Raw genomic sequence first — 13,731 nt, forward strand, 5'->3', positions numbered from 1 at the left:
ACCGACCTCAGTCACCGTTAACCGTTCCGACCATCCGGCCGGCGCGCCGATGTGCGGCACACGCGCTCAAGGGCAGGAACTGGGAATAGCATAGGCGGCATCATGACCAAGGCTGCCTATCAAAAGTAGGAAACTTCAGCTCTACGATAACGGCGCAGTCACTGACCTGGGATGCGGTATGGCGCAGGGCATCAATACCGCCGGCACCGTGGTGGGCGGCGAGGTAAGCTTCGGCGGCATGGGCTTCATCTATACGCAGGGGGCGCGTTACGAACTCAATACGCTGGTGTCCAACCTGGCGGCGGGGGACAGCATCGACGCTGCCCAAAGCATCAACGATGCCGGCCTGATCGCCGGTTGGGGAACCCATAACGGCGCGACCGAGGCGTTCGTATTGACGCCGACCGGCAGCCTCTCAGGCGCCCAGCCGGCGCCGCCCTGCGGTCACGCGACCACGCCGCCGCCCGCGCCGCAGCCGCCGCAAGGCGCCGATTTAGCCCTGACGGTGACCGATGCGCCAGACCCAGTCGAGGTCGGCGCCAACCTCACCTACACCATCACGGTGGTCAATAACGGCAACCAGAGCGCCACCGCGGCGACGGTGACCGATGCCTTGCCGGCCAACCTGACCTTTGCTTCGGTCAGCGCCAGCAGCGGCAGTTGCACCGGCACGTCCAACGTCAGTTGCGCCTTAGGCGACTTGGCGCCTGGTGCGACGGCGACCGTGACGCTCGTGGTCCAGCCGACCGCAGCAGGGGCCGTCAGCAATTCAGCCAGTGCGGCCAGCACGGCCACCGAGCTCAATGCGGCGGACAACAGCGCGACCGCGGTGACGACCGTGAACCCGGCGCCGATCCCGACTCCGCCCCCCACTCCGACGCCGACTCCGACCCCGACGGACGGTGCCGATCTGTCCGTGACCCTGATCGACGAACCCGATCCGGCCCGCGTCGGCAAGCCGGTCGTCTATACCGCGAAGGTCAAGAACAAGGGCACGGTTACCGCGAGTGGAACCATACTGACAGCGCAATTGCCGGCGGGCGTCCCGGTAACCAAGGTAGAAGGCTCAGGCCGCTGCACCGCGACCGGGACCGACACCCTGGCCTGCAATCTGGGCAACATCGGCGTCGGCAAATCCAAGGAAATGAAGTTCACGGTGGTGCCGAGCGTCGCGGGGACCTTGTCCGGTTCGGTGCAGGTGAGCACGGCGACCCCCGATACGGACCCGGCCAACGACCAGGCGACCGCCACGACCAGGGCGCGGTAAGCCCAGGCGATCCAGTATTCAACATCCAGCCCATCAGGCCGCCCCAGTCATCTGGGGCGGCCTTTTTTATGTTTACAGGCCGCATTGACTCAGTATCTTTGGCTTCACGGCATCGAAATAATCCTGCTGCGCTGGCGTGGGATTGACCGGCAGGAAGGACACGAAAGGCGTGCCGGGACGCGTCACCAGATTGCCGTAGATGAGGATCTTCAGTGCATCGCTGTCCGGCTCGGGGAGGAAAAGAATCGTCGCACGTTCTTCCATCCGGTCCGTTGGGCCCACACGGCTCGCAATGATGCGACCGTCTTTGGTCGACTGGACTGGGTAGCCATAGTCCGCAATCGCGTTCGCCATGACCTCACGCGCGCAGCTCAACCCGACGCGCGTCACGGTGATTTCCAGATTCCCGGATGGCGTATTGGGGCGAGGCTCAGGCGCGCAGCCACCGAGCAGCGCCGCAAGCACAATTGCCAGCCCACGTTTCATACATTACTCCTGCATCTTCATCGAGGAACAAGGATTCTCTGGACCTTGATGAGCTTCCACGCCGGCCTTGATCATCGTTCCGGCCACTGAGCCATAAGGCGCAAAGCGCCGCGACTCTGGGGGCGCCGCACCCCAGTGCGGCAGTGCGTCGCTTTCGCCGATAGATCAGTGCGCATGGGACCGCGACCACTGGTCGCAACGATCGGTCGCGACGAACTCGATGATGGCGCGGGTATCGTCCGAGCAGTTCTTAAAAACGACACGCTCAAGGATCGCGGGGCCGTGTCGCAGGATCAAGGCCCCCACCAACTCGTCGATAAAGGACTGAGTGACCTCGATCGCCGCGAAATCCAAGACCACCTCACGGCCTTGCGCCAGCACGCCCTCGGCCTCCTCCCTGACCGGCAGGGCAGCCGAGCGTACGGCCGCGAGGCGACCCTTAGCCCGGGTGCTCAACGTCAGGTGGGTGCGGTGTGCAGTGTTATTCATGGCGACATCATGGGGTCGTGACCCGGAAAAAGTAAACCGACGTTTTCAGATCCTTAAGCGATGCCTAGCAGGCTGTCGGACTTAGTGATGCAACCGATTGAATGCAAAGAGTTTCCTCTTTTGCGCCAAAAAGTCGTTTTCCTGTTTAATCAATCGGTTACGCCATCAAGTCCGACAGGCTGCTAGGGACCAGGCGTTTGGGGCCACGGGTCCTCAGCGGGTCTTGCGCAGAGTTTGAGCAAACCCCAGCCCCCTCACCCACCGCGCAGGAAAAGGCGCAAGCCTACGAAATCCATGGCAACTCTATTCGAACCGAAGAGGGACGCGCGCCATGCCTTCAAGCGTTGGCAGCAATTCGGCGATGCGTATGCTGCCGAGGCGATCCCGCCGCAGTTCCAAGGCGATGGTTACCCCTTGCCAGAACGCGCCCCCACGAAGCAAGCCGCCGGCCGCCGCCGGGTCGTGGTAGGCGTCGCCACTGACGATGAGCGCCTTGCCACCCGCGCTTCGCGCAATGCGTACCACCATCGTCAAGCCGACACCCTCATTTTCCGTGTCCGCCCTAAGCCCAACGTCCCTGTTACAGCTTACCCTGGGCTGTATTGCAGTCAAGATTGCGTCGCGGTGGGTCTGATTTCTGAGGTTAGGGTGGCTCTTCAGGGTCGCTAAAAAGCCACAACCATTGTCCGTGACTGCCAGTCTGACCAAGTCGCTGGCTGGGTAATATTGCCCGGCGACCCAGACCCGCGCGCCTTGGCGCCCCGCCCGCCGCGCGTGGCTTAGGGCATTTTCGAGCAGCTCGCTCAAAACATACTGAATTGGCATGCCAAGCCGATCCGCCTGAGTCCGACCCGTCATCAAATCCGGGGCCTCGTTGCGATCAATGCCCGGAACCGCGCCAATCAAGGCGCTCGTCAATCGTCCCGCCGCATCGCTGGCGGCGTTCTTGTCGACGATGCAGGTCAGTTCGACCAGCGCATCCTGCCTGTTGTGTCGTCGCGTCCTGACGGGTGCGCAATCGCGTAATTCCACGCCCGTAAACAGATCCATCCTTTGCAGATAGCCGCCAACATCGGAGCTGAGTCCACAGACGATGACTCTCTGCCCCCAATCACTCAACTCCTGGAAACTGGCGCCAAGTAGGGTCAGTCCGAAAGGATCGACGAATCGGACGCCACTGGCATCAATGACCACCTCATCCTCGGCATCCTGGATGCTTTGACAGACCCTGATGGTTTCTGCGCAGGAGCGGGCAGACAGAAATGCGGGAAGGCAAATCACGACTTGATAACCATCGCGTTCATCGTTGGTTCAATGTCCCACTAAATTTTCCAACCGGAAGACCTGATCCTCCTCGCAGCGGCCCGCCTTCTCGAAATAGCTGACGGTCATGAAGCGACCCTGGGTATCCTGCTTCAGGAACAGCGCTGGACCATAGAATTTGTGCTCTGCATTGACCTTCGCGATGGTATCTTGGCTATTGAGAAGGTAATCGCCCTTCGTCTCAATCAGCACACAGCCATCGCCGCGGCTGCGGCCATTGACTTTGACGATGAAATCAGGAAAAAACTGGGCGCCGCTGGGAAGCACGATGGCGACCGACCAAGGCTTGTGCGGCTCGTTGCGATACCAATAGGCGACGGTCCCGGAAAGATCGCCGTCCAGCAGCCGGGCAACGCCCAACTCTAGTGTATTCAGGCCGATCGGCACGACCCCATAGACATTGAGCCGCGACACCTCCGCCCCTGGCGCCGCTTCGATGGTTGCCGGCCAGGATGCCGTATCGATGACCTCCTTGAACGTGCCGGCGCACTCCCGCTCCGCCCGGCGCAACAGCGCGGGCTGGGTCGCCATGATCAGATTCAGCGCCCGCTCCAGGGTCTGCTCGTCATCCGACAGTCCACGGTGCCTGAACTCAGTGCGCAGCCGCCCGAGCAAGGCCTGGAAGAGTTCCGCGGGATGCAAGCAGCCGAAGTGGAACAACTCCAACTGCGCCTTTTCCGCCAGGGCCTTGGTCTCAAGATGCGCCTTCGCTTCTTCCAGTGCCGCGGTACCCTCAAAGAGATCGACCGTCTGACGGGTAACAGTCACGCTGACCCGCAGCCCCGCATTGATCACCGTATCATCGAAGCCGATATGCGCCGCGATGCATTGGAGCAGGTCCGCGGTGGAGATCGGCATCCGCTCGGTCTTAAGCCGCGGCTGCGCATCCCCGCGCAAGGGGTGGCGCCCGGGCGGTGGGGATGCCATCGGTTGATTCTGGGCCAGCGGCTGCTTGATAGACCGCCCATTGGCGAGCATGGCCGCGGGTCCGTCGCCAAACAGATCGAGCATCGCCGGCAACGGATAGGCCCCGCCGATCAACGGTTCCGCCTGGTCGGTGCCGGCCACGCTTTCCCCATCAGGATCTTGTGTGAAGTCAGGCGTGTCGATGGCGACCCGAAACAGGCGCCCCTGGCCGTTCAGCGCTACTTGGACCTGGGCCTCTCCAGCCACCCGGAAGACGCTGGTCGCGGGGCAAATCTTGGCCAATTCATCGCGGATAGCGTTGATCCGCTCCCCGGCGCTGACGAGCCCTCCCTGATTGTCCGCGTCCGCCAGGTAGACATAGCCATAGCGCAGGCCGACGGGGAGGGTCTTCTCCAGGGTCGCGGGTTGCAGCCGGCGATGAACCCGCAGGATGCGCCCGACCACCTGAATGCCAAAATCGGTATCCTTGGCCCCGCGCAGAGAGGCCAGCACAAAGGCACGCGGGGCGTCGAACCCCAGGGCCACCGCCATTTTGAAGATCAGCACCTCGAACTGTTCGTCCAGGGCCACGGCCAGCAGATCGTTGCTTGGCTCCTTGGCGGTATAGGAGGCGATGCGCGCCTCGTGTACCCCCAGGCCAGTGAGAAAAGCGCGGGCCTGGGCGACTGCCTGGTCGCTATTGCCCACCTGCACCAGCATCAGAGGCACCAGATCGATACCCGCCGCGGTTAGCTCTCGCGCGATGCGCTGATGCATCCCCCAAGCCTCCCGCAAGGCGGTCTCTGCGAAATTGACCAGGGCCTGCTGCTGCGGGCCGGCGAGAAAGGCCACCGATCTGACGCCCTCTTTGATCAGACCCGCCTCCACCGCGGAGCGGCGGCTCACCGCGTTGCGGTGGACCTCTTTGATCCCGCTTGCCTGCTTGAACCGCTCGACATCCCGGTCGTTCGGGGTCGCGGTAACCAACAGCGTAAAGTCGGGCACCAAGACGTCATTATAGAATCGCACCGCCTCGCTGGATGTCGTGAAAAAGGTGTGGTGCGCCTCGTCCACCACGGCCCCGATGCGGAAACCGTCCTGGCGCAACTGCGCGATGAACTCGTCCAGGGCCAGTGTGCTATCCCCACCCTTGCGTACCCGCCGTGTCTCCTTGTTGTTGGCCGCCACCGCGGCCCAGGTGGTCACGAAGCAATCGCCGCTGCGGGCATTGCGGGTGATCCGGTCGATCTGGATGTCACGCAAACGCAGGCCGGGAAAATCCTTCTTCAATGCACCCCGCGCCTGGTCCACCAGTCCGGCGAAGGGGGTAAACCAGAACCAGACGATGCGTGCATTGCCGTCCCGCCCATGTCGGCTGAAGGCCTCCGCGATCATCCCCGCCATCAGGGTCTTACCCGAACCGGTCGGGGCCTCCAGCAGGACGCAGCCGTTATAGGCACTGGCAATACGCCGCTCTTTGAGGTCCGGCGCCTGTCGGATCTGATCCTCCGCATGGCGGAAGATCGCCAGTGCCTGATCGACGGCCTCCTCTTGATAGCGCTTGGGTGCGATGGCATTCATTGCGCCGTCCCTGCACCGAAGCGGTTGACCAGATATTCGGGGATCGGCTCGAAGCTGGCGCGGGCATCGTCGATGCGCTGCGCCAGCAGTGGGGCCTGCCAGGAATAGACGACCACCTGGGCGGCACCCTGCAGCGCGGTCTGTACCGCCTCAACCGCTGCCTCGCTGATGCTGGGCAGATAGATGACCTTGGACGCATTGAGCGCCAATCGCTGTAGCGGTGCCTCCGGATCATAGGGCGATAGCGTGTCGCCATGAATCAGTTGCAGCGCGGTCCAGATTTGGTCGTGTTGCACGGCACGAAACAGGCGCTCCGTCGGGATGCGGCGGGTTCTGAGATAGGCAAAGCTGCCGCCCAGACCGGGGACCTCCTCGCCCTTGCGGTTGCGATAACCGGTCATGACCCGGCGCACCCGCTCGGCGCAGACGTCGCGGCAGAGGTTCTTGTCCGGTTCGTCGGCCGTCGCCTCGGTGTTTGAGACCAGGATAAAACGGCGGTTGCCGCCGTCCTCGGCATTCAGTTTGAGCACCGCCTGGGCGGTGGTGCCGGAACCGGCAAAGAAGTCCAGGATCAGGTCGTCGGATTTGCTGGCGATATGAAGGACACGATCGAGCAGGCGCAATGGCTTGGGCGTTGAAAATACCGCTGCCGAATCCTCAAATTGGAGGATATCCAGCAGCTCCTTCTTGGCATCCTGGGTATGCCCGACCTCTTCATATTTCCATAGGGTCTGCGGAACCACTCCGTCCTTCACATCTGAAAGAAAGCGCTTGAAGGCTGGCACGTTGTTTCCATCCTTGCCCCACCAAATGCGGTTGTCGGCGTCCAGTTCCTTGAATTTTTGCTCCGAAACCACCCAATAGCGCCCTGATGGCGGACCCGGGATGAGTCGCCCGGAAGGGCAGGTAATCGGATAGGTGCCGAGGCTGTAGGGATTGCGTGCCGAAAGATCAGAGGATTTCCAGATTCCGCGCGGATCGTTGTCCACGTTCTTGTAACTCTTGTCTTGCGCCGCCGTGCGCGGCATCGGGTTTGGGCGCCAGCGCTCACCATTGAGCGCATAGACCAAGAGATACTCATGATCGCCAGAGAAGTGGAGGGCGCTGTTCTTTGGGGCATATGCCTTCTGCCAGATACAGGTCGCGATGCGATTCCCCTCGCCAAACACCTGATCCATCAGCATCCCCAGGTGAAATATCTCGTTTTCATCGATCGATACCCAGATGGAACCGTCCTCGGCTAACAACTCCCGCGCCAGTTCCAGACGCCGATACATGAACTCCAGCCATTTGCTGTGCCGAAAACTGTCTTCGCGATCAATAAATCGGTCGTTATAGATGAAGTCGCGGTTGCCGGTATTGTAGGGCGGATCGATATAGATGCACTTCACGCGCCCGGCATGGGTCATACGCAGGCTGCGCAAGGCGTCGAAATTGTCGCCCTCGATGACCAGATTGCCGAACGGGGGTGTTCCCTGCGATAACTCGGGGACCAGGTCCAAGGCGACGAAATCGCCATTCACTGACCGATCATGGTCGATCAGGTCGCGTTCCCACGACAGGCCGAAGCGCGGCCGGCGGTCGCGCTCGCGCAGCAGCCGGATCAGTTCGTCCTTGCTATATTCCTGATATTTATCGGCCATATGTCTACTTGCTGTGGTGAGCGGCATAAAACGAACGCTTCGATTGGCCTTGATCATCGTTGCGGCCCGCGGCGGTTCATCCGCAACCGGAGGTCGAGGCTTTAGCCGGTGGCGGTTCCCGAAGTATCCAAGAGAAATCAGTGGCGCCTGCGCGCCGGACCGGCTAAAGCCTCGACCTCCAGTAGCCGGAACGATGATCAAGGCCCAACCGCGCAGCCGCGGCTCATCGGCCAGGGCTTCAGGAGTCAGACACAAGCTATGGACGCGGCCTCAGTGAGATCACCCGCAACTCCTTAACCTGCAGCATCGGCTTGTTCCAATCTTCGCCCGTGACAAGTTCATCGGCCCCCGCACTCATGGCGCCAGCGACATGCACCGCATCCATGGCGGCCAAACCGTAACGCAAAGCAAGCTCACAAGCGGCTTTCAGCACCGCATCAGTCCAGGCAACCCGCGCCTTGGCGAGCGAAAATATACCTTCATAAAAGGCGCACTCGTGGAACTGGCGATGGTATTGCGCCTTGGGCATGGTCTCCAGCCACAGCGCGTCGCTGACGAGTATGTCGCGTTGGGGATCGCGTAGAACCGCAATCGCGGCGGCACTCTGGGCACCTTGGGCGCGAAAGGCGGCGATCAGTACGTTGGCATCCACATAGGTCAGCACCTTAGTCATCACGCCGACCACCCCGACGTTCGCGCACCTCCTCATGGATCTGGTCCCAGTCCAGCAGCGGCATTCCCTTCTCGATCGCCTGCTGACGCAGGGCGAGCAAATGGTTCCAGACATTGGCTCGCGCCTGATCGGTCATTCGTGTATTCGAGCTTTCCGATGCTGCCGGGACATCGGCAGCGACCGGCGCCGCGGTCAGTCGCACCGGACTTGGTTGTTCGTCGAGCAGGGTCACCAGCACCCGCACAGGTGCGGTAATACGCACCGGGTCGTCGAAAGACAGGGTACCCGCTGGAGAGAGGGTTGCCCGAATCGTGTTCATCATGGCCCGATCACCTCGCTGCTGTTATCTAAAACTGGGACTGTTGAGGTCGAGCCGGACGAGCGCTTCAATCTTATCCGCGCCCATCGGCAAGCTCTTTCAAAAACTGCTCAGTATTGGCATCGTCCGGCGGGTTGGTCGTCGCCCAGGCCAATGCTTGCTCCAGATCGGATGCAGCCTGGGGCAGATGCAACCAGCGTTCGTTGTCCGGCACGACCGTCACGGTGCGCACCAGCCAGACGCCAGGCTCCTGCTCCTCGACCAGCACTTGTCGGCCCGCATACTGTTTGCCAAGCGAAATCTGGCCTTTGGCGCCAATCACCTTGACAGTTGAGCGGTGTAAGGTCGGAACCACGATCACCTCGCGTCTTCGTCTTGTTCGACGGCACGTTAGCACCGCGCCTTGCGGCCGGCAAGGAACCCCCAGAGTCGAGAATGAATGATCCCTCTGTTTACTGGCGTTCGCGGCGCGCAGCGCCTGACACAGGCGTGACACCGCGGAGCGGTGTCACGAGAGCGGAGGCGGCGCTGGAAGCGCCCTCAGGCCGTCAGGCCGTCAGCCCCAAATCGTCCCACAGCCGCAGCGTGGGGCCGGACTGGTTCATGGTGTAGAAGTGCAGGCCCGGGGCGCCGCCGGCCAGCAGGTTGCGGCACAGGCGCAGGCCCACTTCATGACCGAAGGCGCGGATGGACTCCAGGTCGTCACCATAGCCCTCCAAGCGGCGCCGCGCCCAGCGGGGGATCTCGGCCCCACAGGCATCGGAGAAGCGGGCCAACTGGGTGTAATTGGTGATGGGCATGATGCCGGGCACGATGGGGATGCCAATCCCCAGGGCACGCACGCTGTCGACGAAGGCGAAATAGGCGTCGGCGTTATAAAAATATTGGGTGATGGCGGAGTCGGCCCCGGCCTCGACCTTGCGCTTGAAGTGCTCCAGGTCGCGCATCGCCGAGGGCGCCTGGGGATGGTATTCGGGGTAGGCGGCGACCTCGATGTGAAAATCGGCACCATGCTCGGCGCGGATGAATTCCACCAGCTCATTGGCATACCGGAAGTCGCCGGACGTCCCGGTGCCGGTACCGGAGGGCAGGTCGCCACGCAGGGCGACGATGCGGCGGATGCCCTGGTCGCGATAGCGATTGAGCAGCGCACGGACCTCGTCCTGATTGGAGCCGATGCAGGCGAGATGCGGGGCGGTGTCGATGCCCTGGCTGCGCAGCCAGTCGACGGTCTCGAAGGTCCCCTCACGGGTCGAGCCACCGGCACCATAGGTGACGGAGAAGAATTCGGGCTCGCGGGCCGCCAGGTCGGCGATGACGGTCTTGAGCTTCGCACTGCCCTCCGGAGTCTTGGGCGGGAAGAGCTCAAAGCTGAAGCTGAGTGGGAGATGGTCGGTCATGTTGGCGCGGCCCTGGGATAATATCGCTAATGGGCCTAGCCCTGAAACGGCATGACATCGGGCGCTGTGCCTGATGTCACGCCCTTTCAGGGCTAGTTTCCGTTATACCTGACACCCAGGGCGTTGCCCTGGGCTGGTATGTCGCGCCCCTTCGGGGCTGCGGCGGAACGTCCTATTAGTAGCGGTAATGGTCCGGCTTATAGGGCCCATCCACCGACACGCCGATATAGTCCGCCTGGGTCTTGCTCAGGGTGGTCAGATGGGCGCCGATCTTGCCGATGTGCAGCCGCGCGACCTCTTCATCCAGGCTCTTGGGCAGGATGTAGACCCCGATCGGATACTTGGCGGTGTCGGCATAGAGCTCGATCTGGGCCAGCACCTGATTGGTGAAGCTGGCGGACATCACGAAGCTCGGGTGGCCGGTGGCACAACCCAGGTTCACCAGACGCCCCTGGGCCAGCAGGATGATCCGCTTGCCGTCCGGGAAGATGATGTGATCGACCTGGGGCTTGATCTCTTCCCACTGGTACTTGCTGATGCCGGACACATCGATCTCATTGTCGAAGTGACCGATATTGCAGACGATGGCCTGATCCTTCATGGCGGCCATGTGGTCGTGGGTGATGATGCCCAGGTTACCGGTGGCGGTGACGAAGATGTCGGCCAGCGGGGCGGCCTCTTCCATGGTCACGACGCGGAAGCCTTCCATCGCCGCCTGCAGGGCGCAGATCGGATCGATCTCGGAGACCCACACGGTGGCGCCCAGGCCGCGCAGTGACTGGGCGCAGCCCTTGCCCACGTCGCCATAGCCGCAGACCATGCCGATCTTGCCGGCGATCATGACGTCGGTGGCGCGCTTGATGCCATCGACCAATGACTCGCGGCAACCATAGAGGTTGTCGAACTTGGACTTGGTCACCGAGTCGTTCACGTTCATGCCGGGGAACAGCAGGGTGCCGGCATTGGCCATCTCATAGAGACGATGTACGCCGGTGGTGGTCTCCTCGGTGACACCCTTGATGGCCGCCGCGGCCTTGTGCCAATGCTCGGGATCGCGCTCGAAGGTGCGGGCCAGGAGGCCGAGGATGGCAGTCCATTCCTCGTTGTCGTCCGCCGTGGGGGCGGGGACCTTACCGGCCTTCTCGTATTCCACACCCTTGTGGACCAGCAGGGTGGCGTCGCCGCCGTCGTCCAGGATCATGTTGGGGCCGGCACCATCGGGCCAATTCAGGACCTGCTCGGTACACCACCAGTACTCTTCCAGGGTCTCGCCCTTCCAGGCATAGACCGGGATGCCGGCGGCGGCGATGGCGGCGGCGGCATGGTCTTGGGTGGAGAAGATGTTGCAGGAGGCCCAGCGGACCTGGGCGCCCAGCTCGACCAAGGTCTCGATGAGGACCGCGGTCTGGATGGTCATGTGCAGGCTGCCGGTGACCCGGGCGCCGGCCAGCGGCTTGGTCTGACCGAACTTCTGGCGCAGGGCCATCAGCCCCGGCATCTCGGTCTCAGCGATGCGCATTTCCTTGCGGCCCCAGGCGGCCAAGGACATATCCGCTACTTTGTAATCGGTAAACTCACTCATGGGTTTAGCTCCGGAGTTAAACGTGAGTGAGCGCCGTTGTGAGGTCGACCCCACCGCCGAGCCTGGCCTGAATCGCCCCATAATGATGGGACACCCAGGTCGCAGCGCTCCTCGGTAGCGAGGTTTGGAAGAATTTTTTGTCCGCAAATGAACGCAAATGAACGCAAATTAATTTTGAGGGACAGCCTGGCTACGAGAGCAGCCCGCTGGCCCGACCAGCTTAGGATCGGCGTTGTGCCGTCACCAGCCAGCCGCATCCCTTCTTAATTTGCGTTCATTTGCGTTCATTTGCGGACCGAAGTTCCCCTAGAGCCCAGCCGCCGCGCGCAGGGCCTCGGCCTTGTCGGTGCGCTCCCAGGTAAAGCCCGGCTCGCTGCGACCGAAGTGGCCATAGGCGGCGGTGGTGCGGTACTTGATGAGATCCTTGTTGCCCAGGTCGAGCATGCGGATGATCCCGTAGGGGCGCAGATCGAAGTGCTCGTGGATCAGTTCGATGATCCGGTGCTCGCTGACATTGGCGGTGCCGAAGGTGTCGATCGACACCGAGGTCGGCTCGGCCACGCCGATGGCGTAGGAGACCTGGATCTCCAGCTTGTCCGCCAGACCGGCGGCAACCAGGTTCTTGGCCACATAGCGCCCGGCATAGGCCGCGGAACGATCGACCTTGGACGGGTCCTTGCCGGAGAAGGCGCCGCCGCCGTGACGGGCCATGCCGCCGTAGGTGTCGACGATGATCTTGCGCCCGGTCAGCCCGCAATCGCCCACGGGGCCGCCGATCACGAACTTACCGGTCGGGTTGATGTGATATTTGGTCTCGGCCTTGAGCCAGCCGGTATCGCCCAGCACCGGCTTGATGATCTCCTCCATCACCGCCTCCTGCAGCGTGGCCAGACTCACGTCCGGGCTGTGCTGGGTGGACAGCACCACGGCCTGGATCGCCACCGGCTTGCCGTCCACATAGCGGATGGTGATCTGCGATTTGGCATCCGGACGCAGCCACGGCAGGGTGCCGTTCTTGCGCACCTCGGCCTGCCGCTTGCACAGCCGGTGGGCGTAGTCGATCGGCGCCGGCATCAGCAGATCCGTCTCATTGGTGGCATAGCCGAACATGAGTCCCTGGTCGCCGGCCCCCTGGGCCTCCTCGGTCTCGCGGTCCACGCCCTGATTGATGTCGCGGGACTGCTCGCCCAAGGCCACCAGCACGCCGCAGGTGTGACCGTCGAAGCCAACGTCAGAGTTGTCGTAGCCGATGTCGTTGACCGTCTCGCGCACGACCCGCTCGTAGTCGATCTTCAGCTCGGCGTCGGTCAGGGTGATCTCACCCGCCAGCACGACGAAACCGGTCTTCACCAGGGTCTCGCAGGCAACCCGCGCCTTGGTATGGTTGGGGTCGCGGCGGTAGATTTCGTCCAACACGGCATCGGAGATCTGGTCCGCCATCTTGTCGGGATGGCCCTCGGAAACTGACTCGGAGGTGAAGATGTAGTCTTTGTTCATGACCTTAAAGCTGCATGTTGGCGACAGGGACTGGCAAACGAAGCCGCTAAGGATAACGACTTGCCGGCCGAGATCCTAGCCCCAGACGCAAAACGCCAGCCCTGAGGCACCACCCCGTTGCCGACTGACAGCGGGCGGCGGCGGCGAAGGGCGCTGGCGTTGGCCGTTGCTGGGTGGGTCTGCCCGGAGCAGGGGTTGCGGCAGGCAGCCCTGGCGGGTGCCGCCCGCTTGCCCCGCCAATCCTTAGGGTGACTGGGGCCACGCGCTCGTACTACCTGGGCTCTTGAGGTGACTTGCATTTCCTCTCCGTTACAGGCACGGGCGTCGCGCCCGTTTCACGCTTGCCTCGAGAACAGCGACCGGAAACCACACTGTTTATCATGCGTTTGATCGGTCGCTCGGCCACGAGCCGCTCATAGGTTCTTCCCGACCCAGCGGGCCTGGAGCTCCCGGATATTTGCCCAGCGCAGACAACACGTCGCGGAAATTCAATCCGGTGGCCCGCACGCCGATCAGGATCTCCCCGGGGCCCGGCGGATCGGAGCGGACTATCTCGAAGGCCAGG

At 62.5% G+C, this 13,731-nt stretch carries 12 protein-coding genes and 1 riboswitch; of the genes, 1 reads left to right on the top strand and 11 read right to left on the bottom strand.

Annotated elements, in window-relative coordinates; genetic code table 11:
- The first annotated feature begins 178 nt into the window (after window positions 1-178).
- A complete protein-coding gene (locus QZX93_RS13925) occupies window positions 179-1,267 on the top strand; it encodes a DUF11 domain-containing protein (protein WP_295388245.1) in 1,089 nt (362 codons plus the stop codon).
- Window positions 1,268-1,339: 72 nt separating this feature from the next.
- Here the strand turns inward: QZX93_RS13925 and QZX93_RS13930 are convergent, their stop codons facing one another.
- The 11 genes from QZX93_RS13930 to metK all read right to left on the bottom strand — a co-directional run bounded on the left by QZX93_RS13930 (window position 1,340) and on the right by metK (window position 13,166).
- Entirely contained in the window at window positions 1,340-1,753 is a 414-nt protein-coding gene (locus QZX93_RS13930; RefSeq protein ID WP_295388247.1) for a hypothetical protein, read from the bottom strand.
- 165 nt (window positions 1,754-1,918) lie between these two features.
- A complete protein-coding gene (locus tag QZX93_RS13935; RefSeq protein ID WP_295388249.1) occupies window positions 1,919-2,242 on the bottom strand; it encodes an STAS-like domain-containing protein in 324 nt (107 codons plus the stop codon).
- A gap of 303 nt (window positions 2,243-2,545) precedes the next feature.
- Window positions 2,546-3,523 carry an ATP-binding protein gene (locus QZX93_RS13940; RefSeq protein ID WP_366760378.1) on the bottom strand — a complete coding sequence of 326 codons (978 nt, stop codon included), beginning with the start codon at window positions 3,521-3,523 and terminating at the stop codon, window positions 2,546-2,548.
- A 30-nt stretch (window positions 3,524-3,553) separates the two neighbouring features.
- A complete protein-coding gene (locus QZX93_RS13945; protein WP_295388253.1) occupies window positions 3,554-6,052 on the bottom strand; it encodes a DEAD/DEAH box helicase family protein in 2,499 nt (832 codons plus the stop codon).
- Complete coding sequence (locus QZX93_RS13950) at window positions 6,049-7,695, bottom strand: site-specific DNA-methyltransferase (protein ID WP_295388255.1); 1,647 nt, start codon at window positions 7,693-7,695, stop codon at window positions 6,049-6,051. Before QZX93_RS13950 ends, QZX93_RS13945 begins: the two co-directional genes overlap by 4 nt.
- A gap of 256 nt (window positions 7,696-7,951) precedes the next feature.
- On the bottom strand, window positions 7,952-8,359 hold the full coding sequence (locus QZX93_RS13955) for a PIN domain-containing protein (protein ID WP_295388258.1): 408 nt from the start codon (window positions 8,357-8,359) through the stop codon (window positions 7,952-7,954).
- Between the two features lies 1 nt (window position 8,360).
- Window positions 8,361-8,690 (bottom strand): hypothetical protein, encoded by a 330-nt coding sequence (locus tag QZX93_RS13960; RefSeq protein WP_295388261.1) that lies wholly within the window; start codon window positions 8,688-8,690, stop codon window positions 8,361-8,363.
- A gap of 70 nt (window positions 8,691-8,760) precedes the next feature.
- Complete coding sequence (locus QZX93_RS13965) at window positions 8,761-9,048, bottom strand: hypothetical protein (protein ID WP_295388263.1); 288 nt, start codon at window positions 9,046-9,048, stop codon at window positions 8,761-8,763.
- 187 nt (window positions 9,049-9,235) lie between these two features.
- Window positions 9,236-10,087, bottom strand: coding sequence for a methylenetetrahydrofolate reductase [NAD(P)H] (metF, locus tag QZX93_RS13970; RefSeq protein ID WP_295388265.1), 852 nt, complete (start codon window positions 10,085-10,087; stop codon window positions 9,236-9,238).
- A 175-nt stretch (window positions 10,088-10,262) separates the two neighbouring features.
- Complete coding sequence (gene ahcY / locus QZX93_RS13975; RefSeq protein ID WP_295388267.1) at window positions 10,263-11,669, bottom strand: adenosylhomocysteinase; 1,407 nt, start codon at window positions 11,667-11,669, stop codon at window positions 10,263-10,265.
- Between the two features lie 21 nt (window positions 11,670-11,690).
- Window positions 11,691-11,788: riboswitch (S-adenosyl-L-homocysteine riboswitch) on the bottom strand.
- Between the two features lie 187 nt (window positions 11,789-11,975).
- The gene (gene metK / locus QZX93_RS13980) at window positions 11,976-13,166 is read right to left on the bottom strand and encodes a methionine adenosyltransferase (protein WP_295388270.1); all 1,191 of its coding nucleotides are present in this window, start codon (window positions 13,164-13,166) and stop codon (window positions 11,976-11,978) included.
- Between the last annotated feature and the right edge of the window lie 565 nt (window positions 13,167-13,731).

Source organism: uncultured Thiodictyon sp., from assembly GCF_903946935.1.
In the GTDB taxonomy this organism is placed as follows: domain Bacteria; phylum Pseudomonadota; class Gammaproteobacteria; order Chromatiales; family Chromatiaceae; genus Thiodictyon.

Coding starts and splice junctions, on each gene's coding strand:
- QZX93_RS13925 (WP_295388245.1), top strand. CDS start 179: ATGGCGCAGGGCATCAATACCGCCGGCACCGTGGTGGGCGGCGAGGTA.
- QZX93_RS13930 (WP_295388247.1), bottom strand. CDS start 1,753: ATGAAACGTGGGCTGGCAATTGTGCTTGCGGCGCTGCTCGGTGGCTGC.
- QZX93_RS13935 (WP_295388249.1), bottom strand. CDS start 2,242: ATGAATAACACTGCACACCGCACCCACCTGACGTTGAGCACCCGGGCT.
- QZX93_RS13945 (WP_295388253.1), bottom strand. CDS start 6,052: ATGAATGCCATCGCACCCAAGCGCTATCAAGAGGAGGCCGTCGATCAG.
- QZX93_RS13950 (WP_295388255.1), bottom strand. CDS start 7,695: ATGGCCGATAAATATCAGGAATATAGCAAGGACGAACTGATCCGGCTG.
- QZX93_RS13960 (WP_295388261.1), bottom strand. CDS start 8,690: ATGATGAACACGATTCGGGCAACCCTCTCTCCAGCGGGTACCCTGTCT.
- metF (WP_295388265.1), bottom strand. CDS start 10,087: ATGACCGACCATCTCCCACTCAGCTTCAGCTTTGAGCTCTTCCCGCCC.
- ahcY (WP_295388267.1), bottom strand. CDS start 11,669: ATGAGTGAGTTTACCGATTACAAAGTAGCGGATATGTCCTTGGCCGCC.
- metK (WP_295388270.1), bottom strand. CDS start 13,166: ATGAACAAAGACTACATCTTCACCTCCGAGTCAGTTTCCGAGGGCCAT.